Source organism: Paraburkholderia sp. BR14320, from assembly GCF_040948665.1.
GTDB classification, from domain to species: domain Bacteria; phylum Pseudomonadota; class Gammaproteobacteria; order Burkholderiales; family Burkholderiaceae; genus Paraburkholderia; species Paraburkholderia youngii.
Genome location: NZ_JBFPKG010000013.1, coordinates 50,064 through 68,556, shown reverse-complemented (window position 1 = coordinate 68,556; position 18,493 = coordinate 50,064). Strand labels below are relative to the sequence as shown.

General features: G+C 64.1%; 17 protein-coding genes. 9 read left to right on the top strand and 8 right to left on the bottom strand.

The genetic code is table 11. The features are described from left to right. The first annotated feature begins 308 nt into the window (after positions 1 to 308). The 4 genes from ggt (at position 309) to AB3X89_RS15010 (ending at position 5,309) form a co-directional block, all read left to right on the top strand. Positions 309 to 1,949 carry a gamma-glutamyltransferase gene (gene ggt, locus AB3X89_RS15025; protein ID WP_368583999.1) on the top strand — a complete coding sequence of 547 codons (1,641 nt, stop codon included), beginning with the start codon at positions 309 to 311 and terminating at the stop codon, positions 1,947 to 1,949. Positions 1,950 to 2,138: 189 nt separating this feature from the next. Next, positions 2,139 to 3,509, top strand: coding sequence for an MFS transporter (locus AB3X89_RS15020; protein WP_368583998.1), 1,371 nt, complete (start codon positions 2,139 to 2,141; stop codon positions 3,507 to 3,509). Between the two features lie 339 nt (positions 3,510 to 3,848). Then, entirely contained in the window at positions 3,849 to 4,676 is an 828-nt protein-coding gene (locus AB3X89_RS15015) for a ferritin-like domain-containing protein (protein WP_368583997.1), read from the top strand. A 99-nt stretch (positions 4,677 to 4,775) separates the two neighbouring features. After that, positions 4,776 to 5,309, top strand: coding sequence for a hypothetical protein (locus tag AB3X89_RS15010; RefSeq protein WP_368583996.1), 534 nt, complete (start codon positions 4,776 to 4,778; stop codon positions 5,307 to 5,309). 59 nt (positions 5,310 to 5,368) lie between these two features. Here AB3X89_RS15010 and AB3X89_RS15005 read toward each other — a convergent pair whose 3' ends face one another. From AB3X89_RS15005 to AB3X89_RS14990, 4 genes are all read right to left on the bottom strand, one after another. Next, positions 5,369 to 6,925, bottom strand: a complete 1,557-nt coding sequence (locus AB3X89_RS15005) for a DEAD/DEAH box helicase (protein WP_368583995.1) — start codon at positions 6,923 to 6,925, stop codon at positions 5,369 to 5,371. A 226-nt stretch (positions 6,926 to 7,151) separates the two neighbouring features. Next, complete coding sequence (locus AB3X89_RS15000) at positions 7,152 to 7,772, bottom strand: hemolysin III family protein (RefSeq protein WP_013090468.1); 621 nt, start codon at positions 7,770 to 7,772, stop codon at positions 7,152 to 7,154. Positions 7,773 to 7,904: 132 nt separating this feature from the next. After that, positions 7,905 to 9,206, bottom strand: a complete 1,302-nt coding sequence (locus AB3X89_RS14995; protein ID WP_368583994.1) for a cytochrome c — start codon at positions 9,204 to 9,206, stop codon at positions 7,905 to 7,907. Between the two features lie 21 nt (positions 9,207 to 9,227). After that, on the bottom strand, positions 9,228 to 9,959 hold the full coding sequence (locus AB3X89_RS14990; protein ID WP_176380868.1) for a c-type cytochrome: 732 nt from the start codon (positions 9,957 to 9,959) through the stop codon (positions 9,228 to 9,230). A gap of 342 nt (positions 9,960 to 10,301) precedes the next feature. Between AB3X89_RS14990 and copC the strand changes: the two genes are divergently transcribed. Together copC and AB3X89_RS14980 are read left to right on the top strand one after the other, a co-directional pair. Then, the gene (gene copC / locus AB3X89_RS14985; protein ID WP_368583993.1) at positions 10,302 to 10,679 is read left to right on the top strand and encodes a copper homeostasis periplasmic binding protein CopC; all 378 of its coding nucleotides are present in this window, start codon (positions 10,302 to 10,304) and stop codon (positions 10,677 to 10,679) included. Then, complete coding sequence (locus AB3X89_RS14980) at positions 10,676 to 11,605, top strand: CopD family protein (protein ID WP_368583992.1); 930 nt, start codon at positions 10,676 to 10,678, stop codon at positions 11,603 to 11,605. The genes copC and AB3X89_RS14980 overlap by 4 nt, the downstream gene beginning before the upstream one ends. A gap of 180 nt (positions 11,606 to 11,785) precedes the next feature. Here the strand turns inward: AB3X89_RS14980 and AB3X89_RS14975 are convergent, their stop codons facing one another. Further along, positions 11,786 to 12,088, bottom strand: a complete 303-nt coding sequence (locus tag AB3X89_RS14975) for a hypothetical protein (protein WP_368583991.1) — start codon at positions 12,086 to 12,088, stop codon at positions 11,786 to 11,788. A 177-nt stretch (positions 12,089 to 12,265) separates the two neighbouring features. Beyond that, positions 12,266 to 13,414 (bottom strand): galactonate dehydratase, encoded by a 1,149-nt coding sequence (gene dgoD, locus AB3X89_RS14970; protein WP_176121784.1) that lies wholly within the window; start codon positions 13,412 to 13,414, stop codon positions 12,266 to 12,268. 132 nt (positions 13,415 to 13,546) lie between these two features. Here dgoD and AB3X89_RS14965 point away from each other — a divergent pair, with 132 nt between their 5' ends. Beyond that, positions 13,547 to 14,260: a FadR/GntR family transcriptional regulator gene (locus tag AB3X89_RS14965; RefSeq protein WP_368584071.1), complete on the top strand. Its 714-nt coding sequence runs from the start codon at positions 13,547 to 13,549 to the stop codon at positions 14,258 to 14,260. Between the two features lie 23 nt (positions 14,261 to 14,283). Here AB3X89_RS14965 and AB3X89_RS14960 read toward each other — a convergent pair whose 3' ends face one another. Further along, the gene (locus AB3X89_RS14960; RefSeq protein ID WP_368583990.1) at positions 14,284 to 15,822 is read right to left on the bottom strand and encodes a DHA2 family efflux MFS transporter permease subunit; all 1,539 of its coding nucleotides are present in this window, start codon (positions 15,820 to 15,822) and stop codon (positions 14,284 to 14,286) included. A 137-nt stretch (positions 15,823 to 15,959) separates the two neighbouring features. Between AB3X89_RS14960 and AB3X89_RS14955 the strand changes: the two genes are divergently transcribed. Beyond that, positions 15,960 to 16,403 (top strand): MarR family winged helix-turn-helix transcriptional regulator, encoded by a 444-nt coding sequence (locus AB3X89_RS14955; protein ID WP_026229127.1) that lies wholly within the window; start codon positions 15,960 to 15,962, stop codon positions 16,401 to 16,403. Positions 16,404 to 16,479: 76 nt separating this feature from the next. Here AB3X89_RS14955 and AB3X89_RS14950 read toward each other — a convergent pair whose 3' ends face one another. Next, positions 16,480 to 16,815, bottom strand: coding sequence for a hypothetical protein (locus tag AB3X89_RS14950; protein WP_176121782.1), 336 nt, complete (start codon positions 16,813 to 16,815; stop codon positions 16,480 to 16,482). Between the two features lie 433 nt (positions 16,816 to 17,248). Between AB3X89_RS14950 and AB3X89_RS14945 the strand changes: the two genes are divergently transcribed. Beyond that, positions 17,249 to 18,460: an MFS transporter gene (locus AB3X89_RS14945; protein ID WP_368583989.1), complete on the top strand. Its 1,212-nt coding sequence runs from the start codon at positions 17,249 to 17,251 to the stop codon at positions 18,458 to 18,460. Positions 18,461 to 18,493: the final 33 nt, after the last annotated feature.

Below are 18,493 nucleotides of genomic sequence, written 5' to 3'. Positions count from 1 at the left end.
GGTCCGTCGCCGTCATCAGGCGGCTGGCCGATGGCCGGCCGTCGACGAACGCGGTTGCGGCTATTGTAAGACCATCGCGCCCCTTGTCCGCCAACTGGCGCAGTCCGCTGGATTCGCCGCGAGCACGCCGGATTTGCTCGATCCCCCTCATTCAGGCGCATTACGCATTTATTCATTTAATAAATGAATTTGTTTTTTGGCGCGCTTCGCGATGCAATCCTGGGTTTCGCGATTGACCTGCTTTACAACCTTTCCCCTGATGTCCGGCGACTTTTTCGTGCCGGCCCGCGCTTTCGAGAGTGTTCGACATGACTGGCTTCAGCAACTGGCAAAACCCGTATCCGACGAAACGTCTGCCCGTATTCGCACGCAATATCGTTTCGACCTCGCACCCGCTCGCCGCGCAAGCCGGGCTGCGCATGCTGTGGAAGGGCGGCAATGCCGTCGATGCGGCCATCGCGGCCGCCGCCGCGATCACGGTGGTCGAGCCGGTGTCGTGCGGCCTGGGTGGCGACGCGTTCGCGCTCGTGTGGGACGGCAAGAAGCTGCATGGTCTGAACGCGTCGGGCGTAGCGCCGGCCGCGTGGAACGTCGATTACTTCAGGCGCAAATACGGCGAGGAAAACGGCCTCGCGCAGCAGCCGAAGCGCGGCTGGGATGCGGTCACGGTGCCGGGTGTGATCGCCGGCTGGGAAGCGCTGCACCGGAAGTTCGGCAAGCTGCCGTTCGCCGACCTGATGGAGCCGGCCATCCAGATCGCCGAGCGCGGTCACGCAGTGGCGAGCATCGTCGCGTACAAGTGGGCGGCCGCGGTGCCGGAGCTGAAGGATCAGCCGGGCTTCGCGCAGACCTTCATGCCGCGCGGCCGTGCGCCCGAGGTCAGCGAGCTGGTGCGCTTCCCCGGTCACGCGAAGACGCTGCGCCTCATCGCCGAGCAAGGCCCGCGTGCGTTCTACGAAGGCGAGATCGCCGAGCGGATCGCCGCTTTCGCGCGCGCAGGCGGCGGCGCGCTGACCGCCGACGATCTGCGCAACTACCGCGCTGACTGGGTCGAGCCGATCGGCAAGGACTATCGCGGCTACACCGTGCACGAGATTCCGCCGAACGGCCAGGGCATCGCGGCGCTGGTTGCGCTCGGCATCCTCGAAAAGTTCGACGTGAAGTCGCTGAAGGTCGACAGCGTCGAGTCGCAGCATCTGCAGATCGAAGCGATGAAGCTCGCGTTTGCCGATCTGTATCGCTACGTCGCCGATCCGCGCTCGATGGAAGTCACGCCCGAGCAGATGCTCGACGACGCGTATCTGAGCTCGCGCGCGAAGCTGATCGACCCGAAGCGCGCGACCCACTTCGACTTCGGCATGCCGAAGGCGGGCGGCACGATCTACATGTCGGCCGCGGACGAGAGCGGCATGATGGTCAGCTTCATCCAGTCGAACTACATGGGCTTCGGCTCGGGTGTCGTGGTGCCCGACAGCGGCATCGCGCTGCAGAACCGCGGCTGCGGCTTCTCGATGGACCCGAAGTCGCCGAACGTCGTCGAGGGCGGCAAGCGGCCGTTTCACACGATCATTCCGGCATTCCTCACGCAGCAGGTGAACGGCCGGCAGGAAGGGGTGATGAGCTTCGGCGTGATGGGCGGTGACATGCAGCCGCAAGGTCATCTGCAGACCGTGGTGCGCATGCTCGACTACGCTCAGCAGCCGCAGGCCGCGTGCGATGCGCCGCGCTGGAAGGTCAACCGCGACTTCACGGTCGATATCGAGTCGACGGTCGATCCGAAGACCACCGAGGGCTTGCAGAAGCTCGGCCACACGATCAAGTCGGTCGACGATCCGTACATGGACTTCGGCTCCGGCCAGTTCATCTGGAAGCTCGATCGCAACGAGCCGGAGCGCGGCTACGTGGCGGCTAGCGACAGCCGCCGCGACGGTCTCGCGGCCGGCTTCTAGGCCACGACGAGGCAACGCGCGGAGCTGGGGTCCACGCCGGAGCCCAGCTCAGCTCAGACACCGGGCAACAGGCAATGAAAGCGCGGCATTCCATATGCCGCGCTATTGCCCGCCCACCAGCCGCCTCGCCGATGCAGGCGAAGCCGCGCCCAACACAGCAATCACGCAGCAGACAAGCAGGAGACCATCATGCACACCCCCGCGTCGCATGCGACAAGCGCTTCTCCTCACGCCGCGCCGCTTTCGAAAGCAATGGTGCGGCGGATCGTTTTCTCGTCGTCGATCGGTAACGCGCTCGAGTGGTTCGACTTCCTGGTCTATGGCTACTTCGCGACGGTCATCGCGAAACAGTTCTTCCCGATGCAGGACGAGTGGCTGTCGACGCTGCTCGCGATCGCCACCTTCGGCATCTCGTTCCTGATGCGCCCGCTCGGCGCGATCGTGCTCGGCGTGTACGGCGACCGCAAGGGCCGCAAGGCGGCGCTGACGCTTGCGATCGCGCTGATGATGGTCGGTACTTTCACGATGGCCGTGATGCCGCCGTTTTCGACGATCGGTCTCGCGGCGCCGCTGCTGGTGCTGTTCGCGCGGCTCGTGCAGGGCTTCGCGGTCGGCGGCGAGTTCGGCAGCGCGACCGCGTTCATGGTCGAACACAGCGCGACGCGGCGCGGCTACTACGCGAGCTGGCAGTTCGCAAGCCAGGGTCTCGCGGCGATCACCGCGGCAGCCTTCGGTTCGCTGCTGACCGCGTGGCTGCCGGCCGAGCATCTGAACAGTTGGGGCTGGCGTGTGCCGTTCGTGTTCGGTCTGCTGGTCGGGCCGGTCGGCTACTACATCCGCTCGCATCTCGACGAGACGCCCGAATTCCTCGCATTGCGTGAAGAGCGCGCGGCTAGCGAAGCGGCTGGCGAACCCAAGGCCGTGAACGGTTCGAAGGACGCGTCGTTCTCGAATCAGTGGGTCAACCTGCTGCTCGCGATCGGTATCGTTGCGCAGTCGACGGTCGGGGTGTACGTGCTGCAGCTCTATATGCCGCTCTACGCGGTCAAGCAACTGCATATGGCGGCGGCCGCGTCGTTCGGCGTGGTCGTGCTGAACGGCGGCATGCAGTTCATCTTCTCGCCGATCATCGGCGCGCTGTCCGATCGCATCGGCCGAATTCGCATCATGCTGAGCACGTCGATCCTGATGGGCCTGCTGATCTATCCGATGTTCGCATGGTTGCAGACCCATCCGACGATTGGCTGGCTGCTCGTGCTGCAAGGCGTCGCCGGGATTTTCAAGGCCTCGTACTCGGGGCCGATGCCCGCGCTGATGTCGGAGATCTTCCCGACCCGGGTGCGCTCTACTGGCCTTTCAATCGGTTACAGCATCGGCGTGACGATCTTCGGCGGCTTCGCGCCGACCATCGTCGAAACCTTCATTCATTTGACCGGCGACAAACTCGCGCCGAGTTATTACGTGCTGCTTGCGGCGGTGCTTTCGGGCGTATCGCTGATCATCGTTCCGCTGCGCATGCGTCGCGAGCGCCCCGTCTCGGGCGAGGTACAACCTGCCTGATGCCTGAGGAAGAGGGCGGCCACTTGGGGCGCCCGTGCCCCAACCCCGCCGGACCTGGTGTTTGTCCGAAAAGCCAGCCTTTTGGGCTGGCTTTTTTTTGCCTTGCGCACATCGTTTTAATACGCGGCAAGATTTCGACTATCTTGGAATCGGAACTGCGTCGTTGCGGCATGGTCTGTGCTGTGTGAACTGCATGGTCGGATATCTCCGGCTAACATGCAGAGTACAAGGGCCCAACTCTAATTCACGGCGTTGTATCCGGCACGGAGAACATCACGGCGAGCGCGGGGGCGGTTGCGAAGAACTCCACGGGTCGGTACAGCATGGGAGCAAGACACAATGCACACGGAGCTGAACCATGTCATGCCCTGGCGGATCGAGGACATCGATCTGACTCGCATCGACCGGCAGAAGGCTGCGGCCAACGAAGACCTGCTGCTGTTGCTGTGCGCTGCTTCGTTCATCGAAAGCGGCACCGATCTCTACACCAGCAATCTGAGTACATTTTTCAACGACGACCCTGAGGTCTCGGCCTGGCTCAACCACGAGTGGGAGCCCGAGGAAATGCAGCACGGCCGGGCGCTGCAGACCTATATCGCGTACGTATGGCCCGAGTTCGACTGGCACACCGCGTTCCGCAATTTCATGGGCGAATATTCGCTGACTTGCTCGGTCGAGGATTTCGAAAAGACCCGCGCGCTGGAGATGGTCGCGCGTTGCGTCGTCGAAACGGGTACCGCGACGCTGTATCGAGCGATCAACGAATGCTCGGACGAGGCGGTGCTCAAGCAGATCACCGACAACATCCGCACCGACGAAGTCCGCCACTACAAACACTTTTTCAAGTACTTCAAGAAGTACAACCGGATTGAGGGCAATGGCCGGCTCGCGGTGCTCGGCGCGTTGATGCGTCGCGTGATGGAAATCAAGAACGAAGATTCGGAGATCGCATTGCGCCACGTGTTCGCGATTCGCTATCCGGAGCGCGTGCACGACTCCGCGTATAACCGTGAGCGCGCGGCGCGCATCAATAAGCTGGTGCGGCGCAATCTGTCCGCCGACATGTGCGTGAAGATGCTGCTCAAGCCGCTCGATCTGCCGGCGCGCATTCAGCCGGGTGTGCATTATCCGCTCGCGAAGATCACCCAGCATGTGTTCTTTCGCTGAGCCTTCGAGGAGAATCAGAAAGCCAAGCCCGCTGATGCGGGCTTGGCTTTTTTCGAGGCATGATTGTGCTTTACCGACTACTTCGACTGGATCGATGGCATGAGCGATTCCTCCTCCGCATCTACGTCCGCGCGTCCGCTCGAGCAGAACGTGTTCGACGAATGGCCGGCCAACGTGCGCGCATTGTTCGACGGGTCGTCGCTTGCGGACAAGGCGGGCTTCACCGCGTCGCTGTTGAGCGTCGATGCGAACGGGCACGTGCGCACATCGCTGCTGAGCGTCGGCGAACTCTATGCACCCGACTCGCGCACGCTGTGCATTGCGCTCTGGCCGCAAGCGCGCGCGACACGCGCGATTGCGCAAAGCGGGCGCGCGGCGCTGAGCTTCGTCTGCGATGCGGCGTTCTATCAGGTGCAGTTGCGTGTTGTGCCGCTGCCCGAGGTTGCGGGCGACGACAGCGGCCTCGTCTATCTGCTCGGCTCGATCGACACAGCGGAAGCGCAAAGCGTCCGTTATGCGCGCCTGACGGGCGGCATCACGTTCGAATTGCAGGGAGAGGGGAATGCGGTGCTCGAGCGATGGGAACAGCAGATCGAGCATTTGAAGCGGGCTGCCGCCGCGAGCAGCCGTTAGTCTTCGAGCAGGAAGCGCTAAATGGCTGATGCGCCGGCAGCCTTTAGGCGGAGCGACGCTTAACGGCCGCGGTCGCCGTTGCGCGACGGTTGCGCGCCGCGCGGCGCATCGTTGCGCTTCACGCCGCCGCCGAGCAACGCGCCCGGATTGCCGTTGGACGAACGATTGCCTTGCGGCTTGCGCGGCGCTTGGTGCGCGGGAGCGCCATCGTGCGCGGCCGCACGCGGCCGATCGTCGTGCCGCTGCATATCGCGACGCGGCTGACCGCCATTGCCGGCCGGCTTCGCACCTTGCGGCCGCGGCGCGGGCTGAGCATTCGACGCACGCTGTCCCGAACGCTGACCGGAGCCTTGAGCCGGCTTGGCCGATGCGCCACCACCAGCACCGCCGTCACGGCGCCCGGCGCCTTGTCCCTGGCGCGGCGAACGCCCGCCGCCGCCCTGGCCGCGTCGCTGGATCGGCTCCGGCTTCGCGGTCGGGTCCGGCTCGAAACCGGCGATCACTTCCTGCGGGACCGGACGCTTGATCAGCTTCTCGATGTCCTTCAGCAACTGCAGTTCATCGACGCACACGAGCGACACCGCCTCGCCCGTCGCGCCCGCGCGACCGGTGCGGCCGATGCGGTGCACGTAGTCTTCCGGCACGTTCGGCAGATCGAAGTTGACCACGTGCGGCAGCTGATCGATATCGATGCCGCGTGCGGCGATGTCGGTCGCCACCAGCACTTGCAGCGTGCCGTCCTTGAACTCGGCGAGCGCGCGCGTGCGGGCCGATTGGCTCTTGTTGCCGTGGATTGCGAGCGCGCTGATGCCGTCCTTCGTCAACTGTTCGGCGAGGCGGTTCGCGCCGTGCTTGGTGCGCGTGAACACGAGCACCTGGAACCAGCTGTGCTGACGGATCAGATGCGTGAGCAGTTCGCGCTTGCGGTCGCGATCGACCGGGTGAATCTTTTGCGCGACCGTTTCGGCCGTCGTGTTGCGGCGCGCGACTTCGATCAATGCCGGCGAGTCGAGCAGGCTGTCGGCGAGCGCCTTGATCTCGTCGGAGAAGGTCGCCGAGAACAGCAGGTTCTGGCGCTTCGGCGGCAGCTTCGCGAGCACGCGCTTGATGTCGTGGATGAAGCCCATGTCGAGCATGCGGTCCGCTTCGTCGAGTACGAGAATCTCGAGATGCGACAGGTCGATGGTCTTCTGCTGCATATGGTCGAGCAGACGGCCCGGCGTCGCGACGACGATATCGACGCCGCGCTTCAACGCATCGATCTGCGGATTGATGCCGACACCGCCGAACATCACGGTCGACTTCAGCTTCAGATACTTGCCGTAAGCACGCACGCTTTCTTCGACCTGCGCGGCGAGTTCGCGTGTCGGCGTGAGGATCAGCGCGCGCACCACGCGCTTGCCGCCGGCGGCCGGCGCCATCGAATTCAGGCGCTGCAGGATCGGCAGCGTGAAGCCGGCGGTCTTGCCGGTGCCGGTTTGCGCGCCGGCGAGCAGATCGCCGCCGTTGAGCACGGCCGGGATCGCCTGACTCTGGATCGGAGTCGGACTGGTGTAGCCGAGTTCGTTGACAGCGCGGACCAGCGGTTCGGACAAGCCGAGGGAATCAAAAGACATAAAAGCTCTTTGCAATGCAGTTTCGCGAACGGCCCCGCTGAGTCCATAGGACCCCAACGCGGAAAAACCAGCGCGGCATCGACACGCCAGCATGGCGTGTGCGAGGCCGCAGCCCGGTTCCGTTCACGGAGAAATCGGCGGCACGCTCACAGATGTGCCGAATGGTTTCAACGCGCTATGCAGACACGTCGACTGGCCTTAAGTTGCAATTCGTCGCCGTGGAACGTCACGCGACATAGCGCGCGACACTGACGAATTGACACAGACTGCCCGCCAGTACGAACAGGTGCCAGATACCATGTCCGTGGCGGATGCGCTCGTCGTTGATGAAGAAATAGATGCCGGCGCTATAGATGACGCCGCCGGCCACGAGCCACGCGGTACCCGCGGCCGGCAACGCCTGCACCAGCGGGCGGACGGCTACGAGCGCGAGCCATCCCATCAACACATATAGCACCATCGACACGCTGCGGGTGCGTCGCCCGAGCGTGAGTTCCTGCACGATGCCGAGGGCAGCGAGCCCCCAGCTCACGCCGAATAGCGACCAGCCCCACGGTCCACGCAACGTGACGAGCGTGAACGGCGTGTAGCTGCCGGCGATCAGCAGGTAGATCGCCGAATGATCGCATTTCTGCAGAATCGCCTTCAGACGCGGATGGCTGACACTGTGATACAGCGTCGAGATCGCATACAGCACGAACAGCATCGCACCATACACGCTGAAGCTGACGACCTTGTACGCGTCGCCGGCGAGCGCGCCCATCGTGACGAGCGCCGCCAGCCCCACCACCGACAGCACGGCGCCGACGAGATGGGTAATGCTGTTCAAACGCTCACCGACAGGCACGACTCTTTCCTCCTGCACGGTCCCACGAAGGCGACCGCCAACACAAACAGGCCCACATGATACCGGTCCTGAAAAAACGAAGGGCGCGGCCGCGAAACTCGCAGGCCGCGCCCAGGGTACGTCAAACCCTGCTTAGTCGAGCGGCGCCGAACGCAGCTCGGCCACTTGCTGCGGCGACACGGCCGTACCGTGGTTGCCCCAGGACATACGAATGTACGTCACGACCGCTGCGACTTCCTGATTCGACAGAGACTGTGCGAACGGCGGCATGCCGTACGGATGCGGGTTCGCGTCCGTGCTCGGCGGATAACCACCGTTCAGCACCATGCGGATCGGGTTGACCGCCGACGGCATCTGGATCGACTGGTTGTTCGCGAGCGGCGGGAACGCCGGCGGACGGCCGAGACCATTGTCTTCGTGGCACTTCGCGCAGTTGTCAGCGTAGATCTTCTGACCTTGCTTCAGCAGTTCGCCGCCGAACTTTTCCGAGGTTTCGAGCTGCAGCGGTTCCGGCGCTTCGCTCTTCTGCGGAATCGTCTTCAGGTACGTCGCCATCGCGTTGATGTCTTCGGTCGACAGATACTGCAGGCTGTTGTGAACCACTTCGGCCATCGGACCGAACACCGCGCCGCGGTTCGACACGCCGGTCTTCAGCAGATCGGCGATGTCCTTCAGGTCCCAGTCGCCGAGGCCGGCTTCCCTGTTCGACGTCAGCGACGGCGCATACCAGTTCTGCAGCGGAATCAGACCGCCCGCGAACGCTGCCGAACTGACCGGGCCGCCCATCGCGTTGATCGACGTATGGCACATGCCGCAGTGGCCGAGGCCTTCGACCAGATACGCACCGCGGTTCCATTCGACCGACTTGGTCGGGTCCGGCTTGAACTCGCCTTCACGGAAGAACAGCGTGCGCCAGCCGATCAGCATGTTGCGCTGGTTGAACGGGAATTTCAGTTCGTGCGGACGGCTCGGTACGTTGACCGGCGTGACCGAGCGCAGGTACGCGTAGATCGCGTCGGAGTCGGCGCGCGTGACCTTCGTGTAGCTCGTGAACGGGAAGCCCGGATAGAGCAGGCTGCCATCTTTCGAGCGGCCGGTGTGCATCGCGCGATAGAAGTCGTCCTGGGTCCACTTGCCGATGCCGTACTGGTCGTCAGGCGTGATGTTCGGCGTGAACATCGTGCCGAACGGCGTGGCCATCGGCAGGCCGCCCGCAAACGGCTGGCCGCCGCGCACGGTATGGCAGGCGATACAGTCGCCGGCGCGGGCGAGGTACTCGCCCTTCTTGATCAGGTCGGCCTGGTCCGCGGGCGTTGCCGCGACGGCCGCGCCGCTGCTGTGCAGATGGTCGCCGCCCGACCACAGGACGGGAACGAGTGCGGCGGCCGCGACCACGACGACTGCCGAGAGGGCGAACAAAGACTTGCGTTTCATTTGAATGTCTCTCCCGGCGCCTTATTGCGGTTCGCTGCCGCAGGCAAGCGGAGTCTTCAAGGAGCGGGCCGGAGCCGGCACGGGGTTTTGCGGAGCCTGCTGCGTGGCAAGCCAGGCCGCGACGGCGTTCACGTCTTCGTCGCTAAGGCGCGTGGCGATGGTGTGCATGCAGTCCGGTGCGATCGCACGACGCGTGCCCGAACGCCATGAGCCGAGCTGCGCGCTGATGTAGTCGGCGTGCAGGCCGACGAGACCCGGGATCGCCGGTTCCATACCGGTCAGTGCCTTGCCGTGGCAGGCCGCGCACGCGGGAACCTGCTTGTTCGCATCACCATGCAGCACGATCTGCTCACCGCGCGCGAGCGTGGAGGCGGAGGCCGTCGGCTTGGCCGGCGTCGGATACGGTGGGCGCTGCTGCGAGAAGAAGGTGGCGATCTGATGCAGGTAGTCGTCGGAGAGATACGTGACGAGGTAGTTCATCGGCGGGTACTTGCGGCGCCCTTCACGGAAGTTCTGCAACTGATTGAACAGATATCCCGCCGGTTTGCCCGCGAGACGCGGGAAGTAGTCGTTGTCGGTGCCTTGCCCATGCGAGCCGTGGCAGGCCGTGCAGCCTTGCACGCGCGCTTCCATCGTGTCGGGGGCCTTCGGTTGGGTCTGCGCTTTCGCAGCGCTATAGACACCCGCGGAGCCGATCAGCAGAAGGGCAAGCAACGGGCGGAAGAGGCGTCTTGAAGACACGCGTAACTCCATCAGAATCGGGGACCTGACCGAACTTCGGGCGGCTCGGTGTGAAGGACAGCCGTCGCTGCGGCGACGCAGCATTCTATCATCGAAGGGTAATGGTGACTATTTGCCGCATTAGATGCGGTTCCAGGTGTGACCGCCATGCGACAGTGTGTCGCGTTTGCCAGTTTGGGACTTCAGTTGCGTCGCGCGTCGTGATCAACAGCTTTGTCTCATCAAGCAAGGTTGAACCGATCCCCGCGCGCGCCATCGAAGCGTACACTTCCGGGCTTCGCCGGCCGTCGTGCAGACGATGCGCGTCGTCGGCCCGGCTTTGTTCCGTTCGTTCTCATCCGCTATCGGCCTTACATGAAGCTATTCGATTTCTCCTCATCGACGCTGCGAGCGTTGATGTCCGGCGCGGTGGCGCTGGCCATGTCATCCACCGCGTTCGCGCATGCGCATCCGATCTCGAGCGTGCCGGCCGCGAACGCCGAGGCCGTCGCGCCCGCCGACGTGACCATTCATTTCACCGAGCCGCTCGAGCCGGCGTTCAGCAAGATCACACTCGCCGATGGAAGCGGCAAGTCCGCGGCTTCGACCGCATCGACGGTCGACAGCGCGGACGCCCGCGAGATGCGCCTCGCGCTGCCTCAGTTGTCGAGCGGCCGCTATGCGGTGCACTGGGTCGCGGTGGCCACCGATGGCCATCGTACGCAAGGCGACTTCGCGTTCAACGTCAAATGAACTTCGACGGACTGTGGATCGGGCAGGTCGCAATGGCCGCGCTCATGAACGTCGCGTTCGGCTTCGCCGTTGGCTCGGCGCTACTCGGCGCTTGGCTCGCGAAAGACGGGCTGCAAGGCACTTCACCGGCGCGCCCCGGCTGGATGCGCGCACATCGCTCGATGCTCGCGGCGACCATCGTGCTGGTGCTCGCGGATCTCGGCTGGCTGTTGTATCAGGCGGCGTCGATGAGCGGCGTCGCGTTGCCCGCGGCGTTCGGCATGGTGCCGATGGTGCTGACGCAAACGCATGTCGGCTATGGCTGGAGCGTCGCGTTCGGTGGCGCGCTGGTGCTGCTCGGGACCGCGCTGAGCCATGGCACGGGCATGCTGCGTAACACGCTGCTGTGGCTCGCGGTGCTCGCGATCTCGGCGGGCAAGGCGTCGCTCGGTCATGCTGCGGATGCCGGCGTGATGTCGGCCGCGATCGGCATGCAGACGCTGCACGTGCTCGCGACGAGCGTATGGGGCGGTGTCGCGATGGCCGCGGGCTTCGCGGTGCTGCCGGCGCTCGGCGCATCAACCGCGCGCGGCATGCTGATTCGCACGGCGACCCAGGTGTCGAACGTGTCGCTCGTCGCGGTCGCGTTGGTGTTGCTGTCGGGCGTCTTCAATGCCGTGCGCGGCTCGGGCGGGTCGTTCGAAGCGATTCAGGGGAGCACGTGGGGCCATGTGCTGACATTGAAGCTCGTACTGGTCGCGCTCGCGCTCGTGCTCGGCGCGCTGAATCGCACCTCGGCGCTGCCGCGGCTGCGTCGTACCGCGTCGACGATGGATGCGCATACCTTCGTCAACGTGATCTATCTGGAAGCGCTCGTGATGATCGGTGTGTTCGTCGTCGCGGCCGCGTTGTCGCACACCGTGCCGGCGTTTGCTGCGCTCGGTTGAACGCGCGGCGAGCCGCATAAAAAAGCGCCGCACTGCGAAGCACGTGCGGCGCAATACACACGGTCGCCTGGCTGTGGCCAGCGCACCCGCTACTACTCTTCAGGCAAACGGCGCGTCGTCGCGCGCCCGTTCCGGCAATGCAGGCGTCAGTCGCATCACGCGGCCCGGCTCGAAGCGCGCTTACTCGAGACCGAGGCGGTGACCGAGAATCGGCGCGCAGAACAACGCGATCGCGCAGCCCGCGGCCTTGCCTTCGAGTTCGGCGCCGGCCGCGTGCGTGCCGACCATCTGCGTGAGCAGATCGAAAACCTGCGGCAGGCAGTACAGCACTGCCGCCGCGATAAAGCATTTCCCGACTACCGCAATACTCCATCCGCGCTCGTAGGCGACCATCGCGCCGAGGATGCGCAGCACGCCGAAGACGACCAGCGCGCCGACCGCCGCCTGTTCGCGGATCAGATAGTCAGGAAGGAATTCGCCCATGGTGTCCCCGCTGCATGCGTTGTCGGCATGCATTTCAGCAAGGAGCAGACCATGCGTCTGTCCGATACCGAACAAACGTGGCGAGGGCCGGGCGGGATAAGGCTGGGCGGAGATCGAGGCAGGGCGGGCGGCCCGCGCGTCACGTGGCCGGAACGCGCGGGCGCAATGGCCTACGAATCACCATTCGGCGACGCTGCCGTCCGTGTGACGCCACACCGGATTGCGCCAGCGATGACCGACCTTCGCCATTTCGCGCACCTTCTCTTCGTTCACTTCGATGCCGAGGCCCGGGCCCTGCGGGATCGACACGAAGCCGTCTTCATATTTGAAGACTTCCGGATTCTTGATGTAATCGAGCAGGTCGTTGCCCTGGTTGTAGTGGATGCCGAGGCTCTGTTCCTGGATGAACGCGTTGTAGCTGACCGCGTCGATCTGCAGGCAGGTTGCGAGCGCAATCGGGCCGAGCGGACAATGCAGCGCGAGCGCGACGTCGTAGGCTTCGGCCATCGCGGCGATCTTGCGGCACTCCGTGATGCCGCCCGCGTGCGAGGCATCCGGCTGGATGATGTCGACGTAGCCGCCCGACAGGATGTGCTTGAAGTCCCAGCGCGAATACAGACGCTCGCCGAGCGCGATCGGGGTATTGGTCTGGTTCACGATGTCGCGCAGCGCCTCTGCATTCTCCGACAGCACCGGCTCTTCGATGAACAGCAGCTTGTACGGATCGAGTTCCTTGGCGAGCACCTTCGCCATCGGCTTGTGCACGCGACCGTGGAAGTCCACGCCGATGCCGATGTTCGGCCCGACCGCCTCGCGGACCGCCGCGACGTTGTTGATCACGCCTTGCACCTTGTCGAAGGTGTCGATGATCTGCAGCTCTTCCGAGCCGTTCATCTTGACGGCCTTGAAGCCACGCTCGACCACCGCGCGCGCGTTGTTCGCGACATCGCTCGGGCGGTCGCCGCCGATCCACGAGTACACCTTGATCTTGTCGCGCACCTGGCCGCCGAGCAGCGCATGCACCGGCACGCCGTGATGCTTGCCCTTGATGTCCCAGAGCGCCTGGTCGACGCCGGCGATCGCGCTCATCGTGATCGGACCGCCGCGATAAAAGCCCGCGCGGTACATCACCTGCCAGTGGTCCTCGATCAACAGCGGGTCCTTGCCGATCAGATAGTCGGAGAGTTCCTCGACGGCGGCGGCGACCGTATGCGCGCGGCCTTCCACCACCGGCTCGCCCCAACCGACGATGCCTTCGTCGGTCTCGATCTTGAGGAAGCACCAGCGCGGCGGGACGATGAAGGTTTCGAGCTTGGTGATTTTCATGATGTGAGTCTCCTGACGATCTGCCGGCACGCAAAGAATTTTGGGAGTTCCATGCTACAACAAAAGTGCACTAAAATACTATTAATAGTACTATTTGTCACATAGTGGTGAGATTTGGAATACTCGTCGCCGTTGCGCGACGAGACCACCACCCGCGAGGAGAAAACCATTCCGCACGATCTGCATGGGCGAGTCACCCAACTGCTCGCGACCGCGATTCTGCGCGGCGACTATGCGCCGGAGTCGATCCTGCCTCGCGAAGCCGAGTTGATGGAGACGTTCGGTGTGAGCCGCACGGTGCTGCGCGAGGCGCTGCGCACGCTGACGTCGAAAGGACTGATCGAATCGCGGCCGCGCGTGGGTACACGCGTGCGGGTCAAGTCCGCGTGGAATCTGCTCGATGCCGATCTGCTCGACTGGTATTCGCGCGTCGCCGAGCCGATGGCGTTCGCACTCAAGCTGCAGGAAATGCGCGAGATGATCGAGCCTTATGCGGCCGGCCTCGCGGCCACCGCGTGCACCGATGACACCTTGGGCGCGCTTGCGGCCGCCCATGCCGCGATGGTGGCGGCGCGTAACGTCGATGAATGGGTGCGTGCGGATCTGCAGTTCCATCTGTGCGTGCTGACCGCGTGCAGCAACGAATTGCTGATTCCGCTCGGCGCGCTGATCGAGCGCACGCTCGAGGCACAGTTGCGGCTCAATGCGAAACGCGCCGATGTGTTCAACGCGTCGCTCGCCGAGCACACGGCGGTGTACGACGCGATCCGCGCGCGCGATACCGCGGCGGCGTACGCGGCGATGTCGTCATTGCTCGGCGTGACGCGCGGGCGAATCGAAGGCTGAGGCGGACAGCGCCGAGCTCGATCTCAATCCATCGCCGCATGCGCGGCCGACGCATCCGGCGCCTTATGCGACGGCCGGATCAGCAGCAATAGCGGGATGACCAGCAGCGTCGCCACGAACATCAGCTTGAAGTCGTTCAGATACGCGACCATTGCCGCCTGCTGCGTGATCGACGCGTTCAGTGCCGCGATGTCGTAGCTCGAGCCGCCGTCGAGCATCGACTGCAGCGCCGGATTGAACGCAGTCACGTTCGCGGCGAGGTCCGCGTGCGAGATTTGCGTGTTGCGCGTCATCAGCGTCTGCACGATCGAAATGCCGATACTGCTGCCGATATTGCGCATCAGGCTATAGGTCGCGGTGCCGTCCGCGCGCAGCTCCGGCGACAGCGTCGAGAACGTCAGTGCGGACAGCGGCACGAACACGAGGCCGAGCCCGAAGCCCTGGATCACGCCGGGCCACACGATGCTCGACTCCGACAGCACGATCGTGTAATGCATCATCTGCCACAGCGCGAACGCCGAGATCAGGAAGCCGCAGAGCAATAGAAGCCGCGCGTCGACGCGCCTGAGCAGCCGGCCGGCGATGAGCATCGCGACCATCGTGCCGGCGCCGCTCGGCGCGGTGACGAGGCCGGTGGTCGCGACCGGATAGCCCATCAGGTTCTGCAGCATCGGCGGCAGCAGCGCGCGGGTCGCGTACATCACCGCGCCGATCACGAAGATGAAGAACGTGCCGGTCGCGAAGTTCGGGTCTTTCAGCAACTTGTACTTGAAAAACGAGCGCTCGCCGACCGTCGCCGTGTGGACGAGGAAGAACGCGAAGCTGATCGCCGCGACGAGCGCCTCGATCACGATCTCGGTCGATGAAAACCAGTCGAGCTGCTCGCCGCGATCGAGCATCGCCTGCAACGCTCCGATTGCGAGGCCGAGCGTGACGAAGCCGAACGCGTCGAACTTCACGTCGTGCTTGGGCTCGCGCGTGGGCAGGAAGGTCGCGACGCCGAACAGCGCGAACGCGCCGATCGGCACGTTGATGAAGAACACCCAGCGCCAGTTGTAGCTATCGGTGAGCCAGCCGCCGAGCGTCGGCCCGAGAATCGGCCCGACCATCACGCCCATGCCCCATACGGCCATCGCCTGGCCCTGCTTTTCACGCGGGTTGATGTCGAGCAGGATCGACTGCGACAGCGGCACGAGCGACGCGCCGAAAATCCCTTGCAGCAAACGCGACACGACGATCTGCGACAGCGTCTCGGAGAGACCGCACAACGCCGATGCCACCGTGAAGCCGCCGATTGCAATTAGCAGCAGCCGCTTGACGCTCAGGCGGTCCGCCAGCCAGCCAGTCAGCGGCGTGGCGATCGCGGCGGCGACGATATAGGAAGTCAGCACCCACGTGATCTCGTCCTGCGACGCGGACAGCGTGCCTTGCATATGCGGCAGCGCCACGTTGGCGATCGTGCTGTCGAGCGTCTGGATGAGCGTCGCGAGCATGATCGAGACTGTGATCATCGGCCGGTTGAGCAGCTCAGTGGCGCTCGCCGGCGTGGAGGCGGAAGACATGAAAGGTGGGGAGGGTCGATATCGTAAGCATGCTTAGTATATCGCCAATGCAGGTTTGCGCTATTGGGAGTTGTGCTGAACCTCGAACGCAGGGGGTAAGCACGCTGAAAGCCGAACTGCTTCCGTATAATCCGCGCATGAAAACCCAATTCGAAGAGCGCTTCGGCTTTCTGATCTACGACGTCGGCCGGCTGGCGGGCAAGCGATTCGACGATCACGCGAAGTCGTCGGTCGACCTGACTCGCGCGCAGTGTCGCGTGCTCGCCTATCTCGGCCATTACGGCGAGATCAATCAGGCCCGGCTCGCAGATCTGCTCGAGGTCGCGCCGATCTCGGCGGGCCGGCTGCTCGATCGGATGGAGGAGGGCGGCTGGATCGAGCGGACCGCGAATCCGCAGGATCGCCGCGAGCGCCAGGTGCGCATGACGCCGAAGGCCGAGCGCACGCTCGGCAAGGCGCGCAAGGTCGGCGACGAGGTCGCGCTCGAAGCGCTCAATGGTTTCAGCGATGAAGAAGCGGCGCAGTTGATCGCGCTGCTCCAGCGGGTGCGCGGCAACCTGAGCCGGCTGGTGGATCGCTGAAGCGTCGCGGTGTCGGCGAGGCGCTGAAGTCTTTCGCGCGAGCCCGAGCGACGTTGGGCACGCGCTTCAAATCACGTTATTTGGATTCCGACGCTGGCGCGCCGCCGCTCGGCGGTACCAGCTCATAACAGCCCGCGGCCGCCGTTTTCGCTTTTGCTTCCGGTTGCTGCGCATCGATGCATTTGAACGCGCTCTGATCGCGCTGCACGAAGATCGTGTCGGCCGGCCCGTTGTTGACCACGGCGACGATCTTGTAGCCGTCCTGCAGCAGCGTCGCGAGCATGGTCGAGCTGGCGCGCCATTGACTGTCCGACGTGCTCGGCGTTTGGGCCTGTGCGGTGAGGGCGGCGGTCGTGCCGGCGAGCGTGAGCGCAGCGGTGGTTGCGGCAAGCGCGACGGTGCGGAACGTCATTTAGGAACCTCCTCGAAGTTGCGACGGAATTGCGGAAGGAAGCCTGCCAGGTTCTGCATTGTGGACGCGCGTTGAACCTCCGGAGAGAACTTGCCAGACTTTCTCGGGGCGCTATTCTCTCAAGAGACGGAGCTGCCAACGAAACCCGCGGCGCTTCACTGCCCATACTCTGCGACGCCATTGCTCATCGTTCGTTCCATCCGGATGCTCGCGTAACGCTCGCTCGCAAGCCACGCTCGCGATGAACGAGCCAGACCCAGCGCTGGGCATTTCCCACAGTGCGACAGCAATTCTTGCGCCGCCATCGGTGACGCGCCGCGGAGGTATCCGACTCAGCGATGCCAGATAAGATGTAGCGGTCGTAGCGAACTGCGCTAGCGCTCGCATGCGTCCGTACCGTTTCTACCGCGTTATTTGATGCCATCCCTCTCGAATGCGAAACGAACCGCAAGTCAATGTCGTGCGGCAGATTCCACGCAGCGTGTGGGTTCTAGGATGTGTGAGCCTTTTCATGGACATCTCATCCGAAATCATCCACAGCCTGCTGCCGATGTTTCTCTTGGCGAGCCTTGGCGCCGGGGCCGGCGCGATTGGGCTCATCGAAGGCGTCGCGGAGGCCACGGCTCAAATCGTCAAGGTGTTTTCGGGAACGCTAAGCGACTACCTCGGCAACCGGAAGTGGCTCGCCGTCGCCGGGTATGCGCTCGGCGCGATGAGCAAGCCGCTTTTTGCTGTAGCGTCGTCGGTGGGAGTCGTGGTGACGGCGCGCGTCATCGACCGTGTCGGCAAGGGCATTCGTGGTGCGCCTCGCGATGCGCTCATCGCAGATGTCACGCCGCAACACCTGCGTGGCGCGGCCTTCGGCCTGCGCCAGTCGCTCGATACGGTCGGTGCGTTTGTCGGACCACTGCTGGCCGTTCTCATCATGCTGATATGGACAGACAATTTTCGGCTTGCGTTCTGGCTTGCCGTCATTCCCGGCGTGCTCGCGGTCGCGTTGTTGACGTTCGGTATCACGGAGCCCGAGCACGAGCCTCGTGCCAAGAGAAGCAACCCTGTGAGGTGGCAGAGTCTCAAGGACCTTGGTTTGGACTACTGGTGGGTCGTAGGGATAGGGGCTGTGTTCGCGTTGGCGCGATTCAGCGAGGCTTTCCTGGTGCTTCGTGCGATGGGTAGCGGCGTACCGATTGCGCTCGTTCCGCTGGTCATGGTGGCAATGAATGTCGTCTACGCGCTGTCCGCTTATCCGTTCGGGAAACTCGCGGACACGATGCGTCATACGCGGCTGCTGATCGGTGGTCTGATCGTGTTGATCGGCGCCGACCTCGTGCTGGCGCAGGGCACCCACTGGGGTGTCGTCGTCGTCGGGGTAGCGCTTTGGGGGCTGCACATGGGGATGACTCAAGGCCTGCTCGCCACGATGGTCGCGCACACGGCGCCGGCGCATCTGCGTGGGACTGCATTTGGTTTCTTCAATCTGCTGAGCGGCATCGTGACGCTGGTTTCGAGCGTTATCGCAGGTCAGCTGTGGGAACGTGTGGGTGCCGCCATGACGTTTTATGCGGGGGCGGCGTTCGGTGTGGTGACCGTCGTGGCGCTTCTCTTTCACCCGACACCGGCCGGATCGTGTAACGACCTGAGTTGACGTGGCAGCGTTGAAAAACAAAAAAGCCGCTGT